A 15,852-nucleotide genomic window follows, 5' to 3' on the forward strand; every position below is an offset into this window, starting at 1 on the left:
CGCCCCCTCCTTCCTGTTGTGCACGGGCGCTAGCCCGCTTGGTGTGGTGCCCTGCGTGTGCGCGGGATGGGCTGCTTGAGGCGCCGCAACTCGGCCTCGCCGCGCAGTCGGAGGTCCTGCAGGAGCGCCAGCCACTCGACGACCGCGGCCTTCTGCTCGCGACGCACGGCGTCAACCCGCTCACCCGCGTGCTCACGGCCCAGCAGGGCTGCCAGGGCGATCAGCGCCTGGTTGGCCCGGGTCGCGGCGCGCCGGACGTGCGGGCTGGCCGAGCTGTCGGCCAGCAGCACCAGGTCCGGCACGGAGAAGGACGCGCGGACGATCGAGCCGCCCGGCGTCACCACCAGGTCGTGGCGGGCCAGGGTGACCGCGACGTCGTCCTCCGTCCACTCGCCCATGCGCACCAGCTCGTGGTGCGGGATGCCGTCGGCGATCGCCCGGAGGATCTCGTCCTCGTGTGGAGGCGGCAGCGGGCGGTTCATGCCGCCTCGTCCTCAGGCTCGGGGGCCGGGCTGAACGCGCCGGTGTCGTCCAGCCACACCCAGGCGTGGCCCATCGACACGGTGTGGATGAGCGTCTGCACCTTGGCGGGCGGGCGCTCGTCGTGAGAGTCGATGATCCAGCCGCGCCGCAGGTACAGCGCCCGGTTGCCGCGGGTGTTGGTGATCGCCTCGTGGCAGGCCGCGCACAGGTCCAGGCCGTTGGACGGGGTCCACAGCCCTCCCTGACCGTCTCGCAGCCGGTGGTGCCAGTGCACCGGCTGCCCGGTGCACACCCCGAAGAGCTGGATCTCGCACCGGCGCGGCAGGTTCGTGAAGCCGGCCGACCGGGCGTAGACCAGCCCGCGTGCCTTGCCGACGTTCATGCCGGCACTGCCCCGGTGAACCCCGGCCACAACGCACCGCGCAACTGCTCGCGCAGGCACGCGGCCTCCAACTCCGGCAGCTCTGGGCGCACCGGCTGGGGCGGGAGCGCGATCGCGTGCCGGACCGCCTCGGCCAACGGGCGCACCTGGTCCTCGATCGCGCCGTGCACCAGCAGCTGCTGCGCGTACCGGGCGGTGGCCCGCGCGGCGGGCCACCAGGCGGCGAGCCGCTCGCGATCGGCCCGCGCCTGCTCGGCCCGTACGTCGACGGGCCGCGCCTGCACGTCGGCGTTGGTGACGCACTCGGCGCAGCACGGGCAGCTCGACGCCTCGCCCGGGGCGGGGCGGTGGCCACCGCAGCACGCGGTGACCACCCCCGTCGGGACCAGCGTCCCGGTCACGCCGGGCTCCCGGTCGGCAGGCCGCGCCAGGCGGCCTCCTGTTCGCAGTACGCGCACCCGTCCACCGGCGCGGCGGTGGCGTGCTGCTCGAAGTGTTTCTCGCCGTCGACGTCGTCGACGCAGTACTCGCACTCCGGGGACCACGCCAGACCGTCGCCATGCCCGCCCTCGTGGTCGGGGCTGGGCGCGTTCGAGTTCAACGTCTCGGGCCGGTCGGCGTGGTGGATGCCGTCCTTGCCAAGGTCAACCCGCACGCCGCCGTCCACCGCGATCGCCGCCGCCAGCGCCGAGGAGGTGGGCAGCTGCTTGGCCAGCATCCGGATGCAGGTCTTGATGGCCATGGCGTCGAAGTGCTTCTTCCACGGGCCGACCACTCGCCACTCGCCGGTCTTCTCGTTGAACCGGCGCTGGCTGGCAAACTTGTCGCGGTGCTCCTCAGCCTCGGCGCGGGTGAAGTGCCAGAACTTCGTCGAGCCGTCGGTGTAGCGGGCGAGCGCGTAGTAGGCGACGGCGTCCCCGCGCGTGCCCGGTCCCGTGTGGAGCGTGTGCTTGAGCTTGTCCTTCTTCAGCCCTCGCTTGAGCTTGAACTCTTCCCGCGCGCCGACCTGCACACCGATGACCGTCGAGATCTTCGGGTGGCTCTCGGCCAGCGCGATCATCCCCCGGTAGCCCACGATCAGCCGGGCCCGGAAGTGTCCCGTCCACTTGCCGTCGGTGGTGTGGGCGTAGTGCGGCTGCCAGATCGGCTCCAGCCACGCGTGGCCGAACTCGTCACCGATCCGGAGACCGAGCTGCGCGGCGCTCATCACCGCGCCGAGCAGCGAGAGGTGGTCGCACTTGCGTAGCTTGTCGCTGCCCAGCAGCGCGGCCTCCGCCTCCTTCAGCATCGCCTCCAGCTCGAAGCCGTCGGGCGCCACCTCGGCGAACATGTCGCGGTTGCCGCGCAGGTGCTCGATCAGCGTCTTCTCGGGCAGCGGCTCGCTCGGCTTGTCGGCCGGCGCGGCGAGCGGTGCGTCGAACGCGGCCGGGTCCAGCACTCGGATGTTGTCGGCGTACTTGCCGACGCGCGCCTTCAGTCCAGTTCCCATGACGTCCCCTCAGTCGGTGAAGCGGAGTTCGCGCACGCAGTACGCGCGGTAGATGTCGGGGTGGTCCCGCTTGAGGCGCTCCACGTCGGTGGCCTCGACGGTCGTGAGGTACTGCTGGTAGAGGTCCGGCTCTGCCTCGGCGAACGCCTTGTGGCGGAACCGGGAGGTGTGCTTGTAGGTCGCGATCTGCTGGCCGCCCAGGCCGACGAGACGTTCGGCGTTGCCGAGCAGTCGGCGGACGCGGTTCTTCACCGACTCGTGTCCCTGCTTGGAGTGCCGCTCGGCGAGCAGCGCCTCGCGGCGCTCCCGTTGGATCGCGGCTCCGTCCTCGGCGCTCAGCTGGACGACGCTGCCGGGCTCGGCGACGGCGAACTTCCGCCGGAGGTAGGTGGTCCAGGCCCGGGAGCCGTCCGGCTCGGGCTCGACGCCGTCGAGCACGTGGGCGCGCCACCAGTGCCCGGTGATGGACACGAGGTCGGCGATCAGGTGCTCGTCGCGGTGCAGGTAGCGGTAGACGTTGCGGTTGCCGCCGATCAGGGCGGCAACCCACCAGCCATGGGCCCCGGTGACGGCCATGCCCCACTGGGCCTGCAGCTCGGCGTGGTCCGGCACGAGCGGTGCCCGGTCGGTGCCCCACTCCGGACCGAGGTCCTTATCGCAGGTCTTGCCCTCGTAGCCGGTGAGCACGCCGCTGCCGTCGTCGACCCATCCGTCGGGGTTGGCGAACGCCCACGGCCAGCGCGAGCTGCGCAGCATTCCGGCAAGCCGGACCTCGAATCCGTGCACGCGGGCGAACCGGTCGCGGACCACGGGTTCGAGAAGTTCGCCCATCTCGGCGGCTTCGGAGGGCGGCACGTCCAGTAGCGGGATCGCGCCGGTCTTGTCCTCCCAGAGGTGGATCGGCGCGCGGTAGCCACTCATCCCCAGCAGCGCGGAGATGTCCGACCCACCCAGGCCGGTGCGGCGCATCGCGCGCCACACCCGCCGGTCCGCGCCGGGCGGCAGGATCTGGGTGGCGTCGGCCGGGTCGACGCCCGGCACGACCACGCCCTGGTGGGGCATCGCAGGTGCGGCCATCACGACCTCCCCGCGGGCTGGGAGGTGTGGTGCTTGCCGCTGCCCTCGCATCGGGGCACGTGCCTGGGCTTGCCCCGGTGTCGGGGGCGGATGCCGTGGGGCATCCGCAGCCCGGTGAGCCGGTCGACGACGATGTCGGGGCGGTTGCAGTGGTTGCAGGTGACGTGCGTTGGCGTTAGCGGTGGAACGCGGTTCACCAGGCGCCACCGGACGTGGCGTTGGTCACGTCGCCGGTGCCGGCGGGTCCGCTCGCCGGCTGGTCGGGCCGGGTGTGCTTGCCGGCCCGACCAGCGGGGGCCGGCCAGACCTTGATCAGGCAGCCGACGTGGACCCTGGTCGCCGCGTTCGGACGGTGACGGCCGGTGGTCGCGCCGTCGCCCTTAGGTGTGGGAGTCTGTTGCGGGAACATCACGGGAGCTCTCTCTCCTGTGCGTGGGCCGCTCGATCGCTCCCGGTGGCTCGGGGGTGGTGCGGGCGGCCCCTTTTTGTTACTTGCGGGTAGCCCCCTTCGGGGCGGAACGCGGCAGCCGGACACCCGCCTCGGGCACCAGGACGATGCGCCGGTGCGCGAGTCGAGTGGTCAGCCACGCGCGCAGACGCGGCGGCTTGGACAGCCGGGTCACGCCGCGGAGGTGGTCCGCGCCGCGCCGGTCTTCAGCAGCCGGACCAACTCGGGGTCGGGGACGCGGTAGTGCTTGCCCGCCTTGATCGCGCCGAGCTCACCGGCCGCGCGCATGGCGTAGACGGTGCGCTTGGGCAGGCGCAGCAGCGCGGCGACCTCCCCGATGCTCCAGGCGAGCCGCGGGTCGCCGTCGGGGTACTCCGCCGACGCGCGCCGGCGCAGCTCGATCACGTCGACCGGGACCTCGGGAACCGTCGCGCCTGCGGTCGATCCGGTGCCGGCAGCACCGGAACCCTCCCTCGCGTTGCCACTTCCTCGCGTGGAGGTGGTACGTGGAAGCGCGTAGCGACCTGCGCGGGGGGCGAAGAGGTCCTCCAAGGGCGCGTTGAGTGCGGCCGCGATACGCGTGGCGGTCTCGGCAGTGCAGTCCTCGTCGTACCCGGTCTCCAGGTGCGAGATGTACTGCTGGCTGACCTGGGCGGACTTGGCCAACTGAACCTGGGTGAGGTGCGCCGCGCGGCGCGCGGCGCGGAGGGCGTCGTTGCTCTTGAGTTTGACGAACGGCGGTTCGGCGACCGCGTCGTCAGCGGTGTCGATCATGCGGATACCTTCTGCCAGTCGGGGCACTGGATTACCACTTGCTCGCGAGACGGTAGCAACGGATTGGCTCTAGTACAACCGTCAGCGGGCAGGGGGTTGCCCCACCGGGATACTTAGGGCGACCTGAGCAACTCTGGGTGGGTGGCACGCGATCGGCCGGGTGGGGCTGACGCGAGAAACGGGGGCCGGCGAGCCGTGTCCGAGATCGACGAGCGTGGGCAAGAGACGCTTCAGCAGCTGTTCCGCAGGCGCCAGCGCGAACTGGGCGAGAAGGTCGGCGAACCCGACGGCCTGTCGGTGCACGCCGTGTGGCTGCGCTGCAACGGCCAGGCCGGCCGCGAAACTTTCAGGCGGATCTGGGAAGGCACCCGCACCCGCATCACCGACAGCACCGTGGACGCCCTGGCCATGGCCCTGGACGTGCCGGCCTCCGAGGTGCTCGCCGCCGCCGGGCAACGCCCCCGCCTGGGAGCGTTCACACCCCCTCGGCGATGGGACCAGCTCACCGCACGCGAGCGGCAGGTGCTCCTCGACGTAGCGGACGCCCTCCTCGATGCACGCAGCCGACAGGAGGAGGCGGCGCCGGTCGAGCTGCACGTCGCCGGGACCGCGCCAGCCGCTTCCGACCGGGGCCGGGTCAAGCGGGCGGCCCGTCGCCGCCCCGACCCCCAGTCGTGAGCCGGCTCAGCGACTACCTCCAGTCCTACCTGGACGATCGCGACATGAGCATCGCCGCCTTCGCCCGCCAGTGCGACCTGGTCTTCGAGACGGCCCGCCGGGCAGTGAAGGGACTGGCGGTGCCGGAGGAGGAGACGCTCGCGCGGATCGCCGAGCACGTGCCCGCCTCACTGGAGGAGCTCCGCAGGATGGCGGGCCTGGCAGGGGAGATCCCCAGGCCCATCGTCCTGCCGCCGGCGTTCGCGCGCCTGTCGGCCGCCCGACGCCGTCTGCTCATCAGCGTGGGCTGGGCGCTGGTGGCCGCCCAGGACGCGGAGGACACCGCCAAGGCATCCGGCCGCGACCTTCCGCACTATCGCGGTGACGCTGAGGTACTACCCCTGGACACTGGCGGGGACGATCAACCACGCGGACGAGTGACGCGTGCGGCACGACGACGCCCGGATCACTCCGAATGAGGCGGGCGCACTGGTGCCGTTGCCATGGGATCACCACATAGGGGTAACCCACATGGAGTAGCAGCTAGGATACGGTCGCCGTCTCAATTTGATCCGTCGGTGTGGTTACCTGCGAGTAGGTTGGGCCGGTCGCCCCGCATTCCAGGCCGCGTGGCGCAAGCTGTTGCGCCATGACCGCCGCTCACAGCGCAGTGCTGCGACTCCTCTTCGACTGCCTCGACCATCAGACCGACGTGGTGATCCGTCGTGGGGTCGCCGCACCCAACGAGTTAGGCGACATCGAGTTCGGCACCAACACCATCACCGTGGACCGGACCTGCGACTTCCCCCAGTTCGTGCACACGCTCGCGCACGAGCTCGTGCACTTCGAGCGCGGACCGGGGGACATCGGCGACGAGCGCGCCGAGGAACAGCGCGTCACCGAGGAGACCGCACGGCTCCTCGTGCCGGACGAGGTACTGCCGTCGATCCTCGAAGCGGCCAAGCCGGACCGGCTCGCGGCCGAGCTCCAGGTCGACGAGGCCACCGTCCGTCTCGCGATCACACTGACCCGCCAGGAGCGCGAGGCGGCCGCCCGCGCCGAGCCGACCACCGACGAAGGGACCGCCTGAGATGCCTCGCAGACCGAGACCGCCCGGCCACCACGGGAAGATGAGCGTCAAGCGGGTGGGCAAGCGGTGGCTGGCCGACGGGCGCGTGACCGACCGGGACGGACACCTGGTCCGGGTGCGCCGCACCGGCGACACCAAGACCGCAGCCGAGGAGGCCTGGCAGGAGGGTGCCCAGGAGGCGGCCGAGCAGTCCCGGGACGCGCTGCTGAGCAAGGACAGCCGGGTCAACAAGCTGATCGACCTGTGGCTGGAATACGTCGAGCAGGAAACCGCGCTCGGCGAAATGTCGAAGAACAGCCTGCGCCAGTACAAGAGCTACGTGAAGAACTGGATCCGCCCGGCACTGGGCCATCTCACCATTCGCGAATTCAAACTCCGACGAATGGACTCCCTCATCCAGAAGGCGCACGAAAAAGACCCCAGTGTGGGGGCCAGTATTAGAGCCGTCCTGTCCCTGCTCTGCGGTTTCGCCGTGCAGAACGAGATCATGGACGTCAATCCGATCCGCAGTGCGAAACGCCGTCGCCGCTCTTCCGGCAAGGAAGTCGTGTCGATGACCAGGCAGCAGCGCCGCGACCTCCGGGAAAAACTGGTCGAGTTCGCGCAGGCGCAGCAGGTCGACAAGACGGGGCGCTCCAAGGGGGCGCGTGGACGGGTGTGGCTCGACCTTCCGGAATTGATGGACGCGATGCTGGCGACCGGAGTACGCATCGGCGAGCTCGCCGCATTGCAGGGGACGGCGTTCGATCCGGCGACACACACCGTGCGCGTCGCGGCCCACATCATCCGCGAGGAAGGCGTCGGCCTGGTCCGCGAGGAGTACCGCAAGGGCGGCAACGACGCCAACCGCAAGGCGCTCACCCTGGTGGTGCCCGAGTGGTCCGTGCCGATGTGGCGCCGCCGGCGGATGGCCGCGGGCGAGGGCCCGATGTTCGCCGGCTTCCGGGGAGGCTGGCAGGACCCGGTGACGCTGATCCACCGGCTGCGCGAGGCGTTCACCGGGTGCGGCTACGACTGGGTCACCAGCCACGTGTGGCGCAAGACGGTGGCCGCGGTACTCGACGAGGCCGGGCTCGGCGTAGGTGTGGTGGCCGACCAGCTGGGGAACACACGCAGCGTGGCGGAACGCCACTACATCCCACCCAGATCGACCAACGGCATCGCGGCGGCCGCTCTGGAGGAGGTGTACTGACCGGCTGGAAGGCGGCCCGCAAAGTGGACAGTTCTTGGACTAGTAGACCGTGCGGGGCCTCGACGCGGCGGAGCCCCAGGCCTGTGACCTGGGGCTCCGCGTCCGCTGGCTCCCCCAACTGGATTCGAACCAGTAACCCTTCGATTAACAGTCGAATGCTCTGCCGTTGAGCTATGGGGGATTGTTCAGTTGTGCGCCAGGCCTCACGGCCTGACAGGACACAACTATAGAGCATCCGGAAGAGTGCTCGTGCACACCCCCTCCCAACGGGATGAGAAGGGGCGTGATCAGGCACGATGGGAGGAGAAGACCTGATGAAGGGCATCCTGTTCGGTGCGGCCGTCGGCTACGTGCTCGGCGCGCGCGCCGGCCGCCACCGGTACGACCAGATCGCGCGGCTCTACCGCTCCCTGGCCGAACACCCGGCGGTCCAGGGCGCGGCCGGGGTCGTGCGGGCCAAGGTGGGCGAGAAGACCGGGTTCGGTCGTCGGACGACCCAGGCGACGCGGGTGACGCGGACCCCGGGCGCCGACACCAACGGTTACCGGCGCGACCCGGTCATCCCGCGCACCAACTGAGGGTCGGAGCAACCCCGGGAACCGGAGCGAGCTCGAAAGACGTGGTCGCCCCCTCATGCCGCGAGGGGGCGGCCACGTCGTGCTCGGGGCGGTCGGGGGCAGTCGAGGCGGTCAGGGCGCCCGGCGACCAAGACGGCCGCCGCTCACGGCACCCGTGCCACCGCGAACACCCGGCGGAACGGGAACCACGCCGTGCCGTCCGCCCGCGGCGGGTAGGCGTCTCGCAGGCGGGGCGCCAGCGCGGCCCGGAACTCCTCCCACCCGGCGTCGTCCAGCGCGGCGCGGATCGGGCGCAGCGCCGTCCCGGTGATCCACTCCAGCACGGCGTCCTCACCCTCCAGCCGCTGGAGGTACGTCGTCTCCCACGCGTCCACAGCGGCCCCGGACAGCACCTCCGCGTACCCGGAGGGGTCCAGCACCGGCGACTCGCGCAGCAGCCCACTCAGGCCCGGCCAACGCTCGTCCACCAGCTCCCGCACCAGTCGGTGCGACGGCCCGGCGAAGTTGCCCGGCACCTGCACCGCGAGCCACGCGCCCGACGGCAGCGCGCGCACCCACCCGCGCAGCAGCTCCTCGTGCCCCGGCACCCACTGGAGCACCGCGTTGGACACCACCACGTCGACGTCGGGACCGGGCTGCCACGAGGCGACGTCCGCCACCCTCGCGGCCACGCCCCGCGCCCGCGCCGCCGCCACCATCTCCGGCGACGAGTCCAGCGCCTCCACCACCGCCGACGGCCACCGCTCGGCCAACGTCGCCGTCAGGTTCCCGGGCCCGCACCCCAGGTCGACCACCCGGCGCGGCGAGGTCGCGCCGACCCGCGCCACCAGCTCGTGGAACGGTCGCGACCGGTGGTCGGCGAACGCCAGGTACCGGACCGGGTCCCACATGCGCACCCCCAAGCAGTACAACTGTACTGCTAGCGTACGCCGCTAGGGCTCGGTCCGCAGCGCCGCGATCTTGGCCGCCACCGACGCCGCGATCCCCCGCAGCGCCTCCACGTCCGCGTCCGGGTCCGGCCGCACCTGGAGCACCACGCCGTCGCGCCCGGTCACCTTGCGCTGGAGGAACCACGCCCCCGGCGACTCGTTCCGGTGCCGCGACTTGATCGACCCGGTGACCCGCTCGTGCACGACCTGGGGCACCTTGCCCGGCGACTCCAGCGGGAACCGCAGCGGCACCAGGTCGCGCAGCACGACCGCCTCGCCGGCCGCGCCGTCCTCGACCGCCTCGACGACCGACAGCACGTTCCCGCTCCACGTCGCCTTGCTGACCAGGTGCCACCCGACCCGGCGCACGCCGGCGCCCGAGTCCGGCAGCCACAGCCCGTGCGTGGTCGCGACCAGCCACGACGACCCCGCCGGCGCGGACGCCAGCACGTTCTCGTCCGGCTCCAGCCCGCCGGCGAACCCCTTGGGCGCGCCCGAGCCGAACAGCCTCCGCAGCACTTCCCTCACAGCCCGCCCACCGCCTGCTCGCCCAGCGCCTTGTGGTACTCCTCCAACGCGACGAGGTCGCCGAACAGGTGCCGGTACTCGTCGGGCTCCTCGATCGGCGAGACCCGCCGCAGCCGCGACTTGATGTCCGCGATCTGCTTGGCCACCAGCGACTTCTGCAACCCCGCCAGCACGCCCTGCACGTAGCGGTACTCGTCGTTGGTCTTCACCCGCAGCGGCTCGACCGACAGCTCGGTCAGCAGCGACCGCACCGACTGGTGCGGGCAGCACTGCGACACCGCCTCGAAGTACTGCGGGCCGGCCAGCCCCGAGGACGCGCCGCCCGCCTTGCGGATGCCCTGGTGCAGCTCCAGGTAGGCCGGGTTGGTGAACGCCTCGTCGGGCACCGAGTCGTAGTACGGGCCCGCCATCTCCGGCAGCTGGAGCGCCGCCTTGACCGCCTCCCGCTCCTGGAGCAGCACCGGGTCGCGCGGGTTCGGCCTGGTCGGGCCGTCCACGTCCACCGGCAGCGCGCCCTGGTCCGGGTCGACCGGGCGGCGGCGCGCGGGCGCGGGGGCCTTGCCGCTCGCGGTCTCCCGGACCCGCCGGACCACGGCGGCCTCGTCGTCCCAGCCCACCCACCACGCCAGGCGCGTGGCGTAGCCGTCGCGCTTGGCGCGGTCCTTGATCTGGGCCACGAACGGGACCATGGCCTTGAGCGCCTCGACGCGGCCGTCCACCGAGTCCAGGTCGTAGTCCTTGAGCCTGGTGCGGATGGCGAACTCGAACAGCGGCGTGCGCCTGGCCACCAGGTCCCGCACGGCCACGTCGCCCTTGGCCTGCCGCAGGTCGCACGGGTCCATGCCGTCCGGCGCCACCGCGATGTAGGTCTGCGCGGTGAACTGCTGCTCGCCCTCGAACGCCTTGAGCGCCGCCTTCTGCCCCGCCGAGTCGCCGTCGAAGGTGAAGATCACCTCGCCGTTGAGCGAGTCGTCGATGAGCAGGCGGCGCAGCACGTTCAGGTGGTCGCCGCCGAACGCCGTGCCGCAGGACGCCACCGCGGTGGGCACGCCCGCCAGGTGCATGGCCATCACGTCGGTGTAGCCCTCGACCACCACGGCCTGCCGCCGCTTGGCGATCTCCCGCTTGGCCTGGTCCAGCCCGAACAGCACGTGCGACTTCTTGTAGATCATGCTCTCGCTGGTGTTCAGGTACTTGGCCTGGATCTGGTCGTCGTCGAAGATCCGGCGCGCGCCGAACCCGACCACGTCGCCGCCGAGGTCCTTGATCGGCCACAGCAGCCGCCGGTGGAACCGGTCGATCGGGCCCTGGCGGCCCTCCTTGCTCAGCTGGGCCTTGATCAGCTCGGTCAGCTCGAAACCGCGGCCGAGCAGGTGCTTGGTGAGCCGGTCCCAGCCCGCGGGCGCGAAGCCGCAGCCGAACTGGCGGGCGGCGTTCTCGTCGAAGCCGCGTTGCGCCAGGAACTCGCGCGCGGGCATGGCGTCCGGCGTGGCGAGCTGCTCGGCGTAGAACTCGGCGGCGGCCCGGTGGGCCTCGATGAGCCTGCTGCGGGTGCCGCGGTCGCGCTGGATCGTCGCGCCGCCGCCCTCGTAGGTGAGCTGGACGCCCGCCCGGTCGGCCAGCCGCTCGACCGCCTCGACGAACCCGAGGTGCTCGATCTTCATCACGAACGCGATGACGTCGCCGCCCTCGCCGCAGCCGAAGCAGTGGAACGTGCCGTGCGAGGGGCGGACGTTGAACGACGGCGACTTCTCGTCGTGGAACGGGCACAGGCCCTTCAGCGCGCCGCCGCCGGCGCCGCGCAGCGACACGTGGTCGCCCACGACGTCGTCGATCCGGCTCCGGTCACGGACCAGCGCGATGTCGCTCTCCCGGATGCGTCCTGCCACAGCAGCCGAGTCTAGTGCTGGTTGACTGGAGCCCATGACCGCCGCCGAGCAGCCCCTGGTCGAGACGTTCACCGGCCACCGCTCGCACCTGGTGGGGGTGGCCTACCGGCTCACCGGCAGCGTCGCGGACGCCGAGGACGCGGTGCAGGAGGCGTGGCTGCGGCTCGCCGGGCTCGACGACCGGGCCCGCGCCGGCATCCGGGACCTGCGGGCCTGGCTGACCACGGTGGTGGGCCGGATCTGCCTGGACCGGCTGCGGTCGGCGGCCGTGCGGCGCGAGCGGTACGTGGGCCAGTGGCTGCCCGAGCCGCTGGTCACCTCCGGCGAGGACGACCCGCTGGACGCGGTGGTGCGCGACGACGGCGTGCGGATGGCGGCGCTGGTGGTGCTGGACCGGCTCACGCCCGAGCAACGGGTGGCGTTCGTGCTGCACGACGCGTTCGGCGTGCCGTTCGCGGAGATCGCCGACGTGCTGGGCGTGGCGGTCGCCACGGCGCGCCAGTTCGCCTCGCGCGGCAGGCGGGCGGCCGCCGAGGCCGAGCCGCCGCCCCGGATCGCCCTGGACGAGCAGCGCGAGGTGCTGGAGCGGTTCCTGGCGGCGCTGGCGTCCGGCGACGTGGACGCGGTGGTCGGCCTGCTGCACCCGGACGCGGCGGTCCTCGGCGACGGCGGCGGCAAGGCCAGGACCGCGATCAACGCGGTCAGCGGGCGCGAGAAGGTGGCGCGCTTCCTGCTGGGCCTGCTGCGCAAGTACGGCGGGGACCTGGCGGGCGCGGGCCGGCCGGTGCTGGTCAACGGCGACCTGGGCCTGCTGTTCGCCCCCCGGCCCGACCTCGGCGCGCGGGTGAGCTCGTTCGCGGTGCGCGACGGCCTGGTCGCCGCGGTGTACGACGTGGTGAACCCCGACAAGCTGCGCCACGTGCGCTTCGACGGCTGAGGTGTTCGAAGGCGGGCGCTTCGGGCGCTTCGGGGTCGTTCGACCGACAGGGGACCGCCGGTGACGCCCCTAGCGTGACCACGACCGGCCGCACACCGTCGTGCGGCCGAGGCACCGCCGCCCCCGCTGTCCCGGTGCCGTCACTGGGGGCGGCACCGGGTCTGCGGGGGCAAGGGCAGGGGCGTCAGGGCTGGGGCGTCAGGGCAGGGGCGCCCGGCACGCCTCGCCCGAGGTGAAGCCCTGGTCGACGATGCCCAGCGCCGAGTTGAACCGGGCCCGGTGGTTCTCCAGCGCGATCAGGTAGGTCAGCTCGACCACCCCCGCGCGCCCCAGCCGCCGCTCCAGCTCGGCGACCTGCTCGTCGGTGGCGGTGACGGGCGTGTCGGTCATCGCGTCGGCGTAGGCCAGCGCCAGCTTCTCCACCTCGGTGTACCGGTCGGAGGCCGCGTAGTCGCGCACCTCCTTGAGCCGGTCGACGTCCAGCCCCTCGTGCTTGATCAGCATGGTGCCGAAGTCCACGCACCACGAGCAGGCGAGTCGGACCGCCGTGGCGTAGACGACCAGCTCGCGCAGCGACACCGGCAGCACCTTGGCCGCCTTCCCCACGCCCAGCTCGTGCCGGGCGCCCGCCACCATCAGCCCCGGGTGGTTCGCGGTCACGGCCACGGGCTCGGGCACCGCGCCGAACCTGCGCCTGCTGATCCGGTAGGCGAGCTTGACCAGCGGCTTCGCCCGCGCGGTTGTGACGACCGGGATCCTGGGCACGTCTTCCTCCTCGTTCCGCCGACCTCGACACCCGGTGGACGAGGCGGCGCGGGCGAACGTGACGGCTACGGCTGGACCACCTGGGCGAAGAAGTAGATCGCGCCCGTCGTCGCGTGCCGGACCAGCAGCAGGTGCGGGCGGTCGACCCGGACCTCCCGGGCGGGCTCGTCCGGGATGAACGAGGTCATCCGCATGATCACGGCGGTCGCCGCGGCGCCCTCGAAGCCCTGCTCGTCCAGCCGCAGCACGGCCTCGTGGATGACGTCGTCCACGCGCAGCCTCGGGTCGGGGCTCAGGCCGCCCAGGTCGGCCTCGCGGGTGAACAGGGTCCGCACGCCCACCTGGCGCAGCGCGTCGGCCAGCGAGGTGTTCACGTCGAGGTCGAGCCGGGGCAGGTGCAGCTCGACGCGGTCGTGCTCCAGGGCGTCCAGCACCTCGGGCACGCCACCCGTGCCGCCCAGCTCGTCGTCGGGCAGCAGCACGACCGCCTCCACGCCGCCGCGCGCGGGCACGCCGACGGCCTGCCACCCGGCGCGCCGGGCGTAGCGCATCCGGCCCGTGCGGCGCATGGTCGCCACCTCGCCCGCGCCGCGGAACGGCTGGTCGGAGGTGTCGTGCTCGGGGAACTCCTCGGCCCAGGCGCACTTCAGGTACAGCGCGTTGACCAGGGTGGCGGCGGTGTCGGGCTTGATCGAGCCGGGTGACAGCAGCTCGGGGACCAGCCCGTGGGTGGTGTCGGCCACGTCGGCGTTGATCAGCTCGCGGGCGCCCTCGGGGTCGTGGCTGAACGGCGCGGAGCGGGCCCGGGCGCCGGGCCAGTCCGCGAGGTCGGCCAGGAAGCCCTCCTCCAGCGGCAGCTCGTCGGCGGCCCACAGGGTGTTGGCCACGGCGAACTCGGCGTCGCCCTCGACGCGGGAGGCCTTGACCAGCTCGGCGTTGCCCTCGCCGAGCAGGCCCACCAGCTCGGCCCCGGTCGCGCCGCGGGCGGCGCGGGCGGTCATGCCCAGGGCACTGGCCACCGAGTACGGGGACCAGCAGGCGTTCTGCGTGCGGTCGGGCGCCACGGCGTCGTGCAGGGTGAGGGCGAACGTCAGGTGCGCTCGATCAGGCACTGGGTCTCCTCGCTGGTGATCGGGTCTTCCGGCGGGGGACGCTCCCCCGCGCCGCCGCTCGGCCCGAGCGGCCGTGGTCGGCGTGGTTCGCGCACCCCGGCGGAGCCGTCGTCGGGGTCGTCGCCCGTCCCGCGGTACGCCAACTCCCGGGCGACGCGCACCGCTTTGCGCCCTCGTGTGCCCATGCGGTCGAGTGTGGCACTAGTCGTGCCGCCCCGATGGGCCGTTCAGCGCACGGTGCCACCCCACGGCCTGGGCGTCGGTGAGGGTGGCGACCTGGTCGACCACCACCCGCAGCCGCGTCGCGTCGTCGCCCGCGGCGGCCCAGGCGGGGTGGAACGCGGGGTCGAGCGAGTCCGGCGCGCGGCGCAGCAGCAGGTCCGCCAGCTCGGCGACCAGCTCCCGCTGGCGGGCCTGCATGGCCAGCCGGGACGGGTCGCTCATCACGTACCGCACCGCGACCGCCTTGAGCAGCGCCACCTCGGCCTGCGCGCGCGGCGGCACGACCAGGTCGGCCCGGTAGCGGGTCAGCGGGCCGTCGCCGTGCTCGCGGCGGGTGCCGCCGACGGCCGCCGAGGCGAACCGGCCGACCAGCTCGCTGGTCAGGCGCTTGAGGGCGACCTGGGCGCGCAGCGAGCCGTCGTACTCGGCCAGGTCGGCGATGACCGGCAGCCGCATCAGCTCGGCGGCCGTGGCCTCCAGGGTGGAGACCGGCTCGTCGCAGAAGTGCTTGGCGGCCAGCTCGGCGATCGCGGCCCGCTCGGTCGGGTCGCCCAGCGCGGCCAGCCGGATGCGGTGCGCCAGCACGCCGTCCTCCACGTCGTGCACGGAGTAGGCCACGTCGTCGGCCCAGTCCATGACCTGGGCCTCCAGGCACCGCCGGTGGTCGGGCGCGCCCTCGCGGAGCCAGGTGAACACCGGCAGGTCGTCCTCGTAGGCGCCGAACTTCGCCACGCCGGGCCGCCGCGGCCACGGGTACTTGGTGGCGGCGTCCAGGCACGCGCGGGTGAGGTTGAGGCCGTGCTCGGTCTTGGGCTCCAGGCGGGTCAGGATGCGCAGGGTCTGGGCGTTGCCCTCGAAACCGCCGCACGGGCCGGCCAGCTCGTCGAGCGCGCGCTCACCGTTGTGCCCGAACGGCGGGTGGCCGATGTCGTGCGCGAGGCCCGCGGTGTCCACGAGGTCGGGGTCGCAGCCCAGCTCCTCGCCGATGCCGCGCCCGATCTGCGCCACCTCCAGCGAGTGCGTGAGCCTGGTCCGCGGCACACCGGTCACCTCGGCGCCCTCGTTCGGCCCGACGACCTGGGTCTTGCCCGCCAGCCGCCGCAGGGCCGCCGAGTGCAGCACCCGCGCCCGGTCCCGGGAGAACGGCGAGCGGCGCTCCGGGCGGGCCCCCGGCAGCACGGCCTGCTTGGGCTCCTCCTCGACCAGCCGCGCCGCGTCGTGCTCGGTGTAGCCCTGGCGCATCCACCCAGCGTAGGCGAGCGCCGGGCGTGTCACCCGTTCGCGGCGGGGTCGGGGTCAC

General features: G+C 72.7%; 20 protein-coding genes and 1 tRNA gene. 6 read left to right on the forward strand and 15 right to left on the reverse strand.

Features of this window, described 5'->3' with window-relative positions; genetic code table 11:
* Positions 1 to 29: 29 nt before the first annotated feature.
* The 7 genes from ABD223_RS13770 to ABD223_RS13800 form a co-directional block, all read right to left on the reverse strand.
* A complete protein-coding gene (locus ABD223_RS13770; protein WP_344036551.1) occupies positions 30 to 482 on the reverse strand; it encodes a hypothetical protein in 453 nt (150 codons plus the stop codon).
* Positions 479 to 865, reverse strand: coding sequence for a hypothetical protein (locus ABD223_RS13775; protein ID WP_344036552.1), 387 nt, complete (start codon positions 863 to 865; stop codon positions 479 to 481). Before ABD223_RS13775 ends, ABD223_RS13770 begins: the two co-directional genes overlap by 4 nt.
* Positions 862 to 1,266, reverse strand: coding sequence for a hypothetical protein (locus ABD223_RS13780; protein WP_344036553.1), 405 nt, complete (start codon positions 1,264 to 1,266; stop codon positions 862 to 864). Before ABD223_RS13780 ends, ABD223_RS13775 begins: the two co-directional genes overlap by 4 nt.
* On the reverse strand, positions 1,263 to 2,354 hold the full coding sequence (locus ABD223_RS13785; RefSeq protein WP_344036554.1) for a recombinase RecT: 1,092 nt from the start codon (positions 2,352 to 2,354) through the stop codon (positions 1,263 to 1,265). The genes ABD223_RS13780 and ABD223_RS13785 overlap by 4 nt, the downstream gene beginning before the upstream one ends.
* Positions 2,355 to 2,363: 9 nt before the next feature.
* A complete protein-coding gene (locus ABD223_RS13790; RefSeq protein ID WP_344036555.1) occupies positions 2,364 to 3,431 on the reverse strand; it encodes a YqaJ viral recombinase family nuclease in 1,068 nt (355 codons plus the stop codon).
* A gap of 193 nt (positions 3,432 to 3,624) precedes the next feature.
* Positions 3,625 to 3,843, reverse strand: coding sequence for a hypothetical protein (locus ABD223_RS13795; protein WP_344036556.1), 219 nt, complete (start codon positions 3,841 to 3,843; stop codon positions 3,625 to 3,627).
* Positions 3,844 to 4,050: 207 nt separating this feature from the next.
* On the reverse strand, positions 4,051 to 4,653 hold the full coding sequence (locus ABD223_RS13800) for a helix-turn-helix domain-containing protein (protein WP_344036557.1): 603 nt from the start codon (positions 4,651 to 4,653) through the stop codon (positions 4,051 to 4,053).
* A gap of 195 nt (positions 4,654 to 4,848) precedes the next feature.
* On the opposite strand from ABD223_RS13800, the gene ABD223_RS13805 reads away from it, so the two are divergent.
* The 4 genes from ABD223_RS13805 (at position 4,849) to ABD223_RS13820 (ending at position 7,592) form a co-directional block, all read left to right on the forward strand.
* The gene (locus tag ABD223_RS13805; protein ID WP_344036558.1) at positions 4,849 to 5,331 is read left to right on the forward strand and encodes a hypothetical protein; all 483 of its coding nucleotides are present in this window, start codon (positions 4,849 to 4,851) and stop codon (positions 5,329 to 5,331) included.
* 44 nt (positions 5,332 to 5,375) lie between these two features.
* Positions 5,376 to 5,789: a hypothetical protein gene (locus tag ABD223_RS13810; protein ID WP_344036559.1), complete on the forward strand. Its 414-nt coding sequence runs from the start codon at positions 5,376 to 5,378 to the stop codon at positions 5,787 to 5,789.
* A 170-nt stretch (positions 5,790 to 5,959) separates the two neighbouring features.
* Positions 5,960 to 6,400 (forward strand): ImmA/IrrE family metallo-endopeptidase, encoded by a 441-nt coding sequence (locus ABD223_RS13815; protein WP_344036560.1) that lies wholly within the window; start codon positions 5,960 to 5,962, stop codon positions 6,398 to 6,400.
* 40 nt (positions 6,401 to 6,440) lie between these two features.
* Positions 6,441 to 7,592, forward strand: a complete 1,152-nt coding sequence (locus ABD223_RS13820; protein WP_344036561.1) for a hypothetical protein — start codon at positions 6,441 to 6,443, stop codon at positions 7,590 to 7,592.
* Positions 7,593 to 7,698: 106 nt separating this feature from the next.
* On the opposite strand, the gene ABD223_RS13825 is transcribed toward ABD223_RS13820, so the two are convergent.
* A tRNA-Asn gene (locus ABD223_RS13825) sits at positions 7,699 to 7,773 on the reverse strand.
* A 133-nt stretch (positions 7,774 to 7,906) separates the two neighbouring features.
* On the opposite strand from ABD223_RS13825, the gene ABD223_RS13830 reads away from it, so the two are divergent.
* Positions 7,907 to 8,170: a hypothetical protein gene (locus tag ABD223_RS13830; protein WP_344036562.1), complete on the forward strand. Its 264-nt coding sequence runs from the start codon at positions 7,907 to 7,909 to the stop codon at positions 8,168 to 8,170.
* A gap of 143 nt (positions 8,171 to 8,313) precedes the next feature.
* Here the strand turns inward: ABD223_RS13830 and ABD223_RS13835 are convergent, their stop codons facing one another.
* From ABD223_RS13835 to dnaG, 3 genes are read right to left on the reverse strand one after another with little or no spacing between them, the layout of a single operon-like run.
* Positions 8,314 to 9,060 carry a trans-aconitate 2-methyltransferase gene (locus ABD223_RS13835; RefSeq protein ID WP_344036911.1) on the reverse strand — a complete coding sequence of 249 codons (747 nt, stop codon included), beginning with the start codon at positions 9,058 to 9,060 and terminating at the stop codon, positions 8,314 to 8,316.
* 42 nt (positions 9,061 to 9,102) lie between these two features.
* Positions 9,103 to 9,627: a hypothetical protein gene (locus ABD223_RS13840; protein WP_344036563.1), complete on the reverse strand. Its 525-nt coding sequence runs from the start codon at positions 9,625 to 9,627 to the stop codon at positions 9,103 to 9,105.
* Positions 9,624 to 11,516, reverse strand: coding sequence for a DNA primase (gene dnaG, locus ABD223_RS13845; protein ID WP_344036564.1), 1,893 nt, complete (start codon positions 11,514 to 11,516; stop codon positions 9,624 to 9,626). The genes ABD223_RS13840 and dnaG overlap by 4 nt, the downstream gene beginning before the upstream one ends.
* Positions 11,517 to 11,550: 34 nt before the next feature.
* Between dnaG and ABD223_RS13850 the strand changes: the two genes are divergently transcribed.
* The gene (locus tag ABD223_RS13850; RefSeq protein ID WP_344036565.1) at positions 11,551 to 12,453 is read left to right on the forward strand and encodes a sigma-70 family RNA polymerase sigma factor; all 903 of its coding nucleotides are present in this window, start codon (positions 11,551 to 11,553) and stop codon (positions 12,451 to 12,453) included.
* 198 nt (positions 12,454 to 12,651) lie between these two features.
* On the opposite strand, the gene ABD223_RS13855 is transcribed toward ABD223_RS13850, so the two are convergent.
* From ABD223_RS13855 to ABD223_RS13870, 4 genes are all read right to left on the reverse strand, one after another.
* Positions 12,652 to 13,218 (reverse strand): carboxymuconolactone decarboxylase family protein, encoded by a 567-nt coding sequence (locus ABD223_RS13855; RefSeq protein ID WP_344036566.1) that lies wholly within the window; start codon positions 13,216 to 13,218, stop codon positions 12,652 to 12,654.
* Positions 13,219 to 13,283: 65 nt separating this feature from the next.
* Positions 13,284 to 14,330: a serpin family protein gene (locus ABD223_RS13860; RefSeq protein WP_344036567.1), complete on the reverse strand. Its 1,047-nt coding sequence runs from the start codon at positions 14,328 to 14,330 to the stop codon at positions 13,284 to 13,286.
* Positions 14,309 to 14,515, reverse strand: coding sequence for a hypothetical protein (locus ABD223_RS13865; protein ID WP_344036569.1), 207 nt, complete (start codon positions 14,513 to 14,515; stop codon positions 14,309 to 14,311). The genes ABD223_RS13860 and ABD223_RS13865 overlap by 22 nt, the downstream gene beginning before the upstream one ends.
* A 16-nt stretch (positions 14,516 to 14,531) precedes the next feature.
* Positions 14,532 to 15,794 (reverse strand): deoxyguanosinetriphosphate triphosphohydrolase, encoded by a 1,263-nt coding sequence (locus tag ABD223_RS13870; RefSeq protein ID WP_344036570.1) that lies wholly within the window; start codon positions 15,792 to 15,794, stop codon positions 14,532 to 14,534.
* Between the last annotated feature and the right edge of the window lie 58 nt (positions 15,795 to 15,852).

It is taken from the genome of Saccharothrix xinjiangensis (assembly GCF_039527585.1).
GTDB lineage: Bacteria > Actinomycetota > Actinomycetes > Mycobacteriales > Pseudonocardiaceae > Actinosynnema > Actinosynnema xinjiangensis.

Bases quoted from the DNA above. Each gene is read 5' to 3' on its own strand.
- ABD223_RS13770 (WP_344036551.1), bottom strand. From the start codon at position 482: ATGAACCGCCCGCTGCCGCCTCCACACGAGGACGAGATCCTCCGGGCG.
- ABD223_RS13775 (WP_344036552.1), bottom strand. From the start codon at position 865: ATGAACGTCGGCAAGGCACGCGGGCTGGTCTACGCCCGGTCGGCCGGC.
- ABD223_RS13785 (WP_344036554.1), bottom strand. From the start codon at position 2,354: ATGGGAACTGGACTGAAGGCGCGCGTCGGCAAGTACGCCGACAACATC.
- ABD223_RS13790 (WP_344036555.1), bottom strand. From the start codon at position 3,431: ATGGCCGCACCTGCGATGCCCCACCAGGGCGTGGTCGTGCCGGGCGTC.
- ABD223_RS13800 (WP_344036557.1), bottom strand. From the start codon at position 4,653: ATGATCGACACCGCTGACGACGCGGTCGCCGAACCGCCGTTCGTCAAA.
- ABD223_RS13810 (WP_344036559.1), top strand. From the start codon at position 5,376: ATGAGCATCGCCGCCTTCGCCCGCCAGTGCGACCTGGTCTTCGAGACG.
- ABD223_RS13815 (WP_344036560.1), top strand. From the start codon at position 5,960: ATGACCGCCGCTCACAGCGCAGTGCTGCGACTCCTCTTCGACTGCCTC.
- ABD223_RS13820 (WP_344036561.1), top strand. From the start codon at position 6,441: ATGAGCGTCAAGCGGGTGGGCAAGCGGTGGCTGGCCGACGGGCGCGTG.
- ABD223_RS13830 (WP_344036562.1), top strand. From the start codon at position 7,907: ATGAAGGGCATCCTGTTCGGTGCGGCCGTCGGCTACGTGCTCGGCGCG.
- ABD223_RS13835 (WP_344036911.1), bottom strand. From the start codon at position 9,060: ATGTGGGACCCGGTCCGGTACCTGGCGTTCGCCGACCACCGGTCGCGA.
- ABD223_RS13850 (WP_344036565.1), top strand. From the start codon at position 11,551: ATGACCGCCGCCGAGCAGCCCCTGGTCGAGACGTTCACCGGCCACCGC.
- ABD223_RS13865 (WP_344036569.1), bottom strand. From the start codon at position 14,515: ATGGGCACACGAGGGCGCAAAGCGGTGCGCGTCGCCCGGGAGTTGGCG.
- ABD223_RS13870 (WP_344036570.1), bottom strand. From the start codon at position 15,794: ATGCGCCAGGGCTACACCGAGCACGACGCGGCGCGGCTGGTCGAGGAG.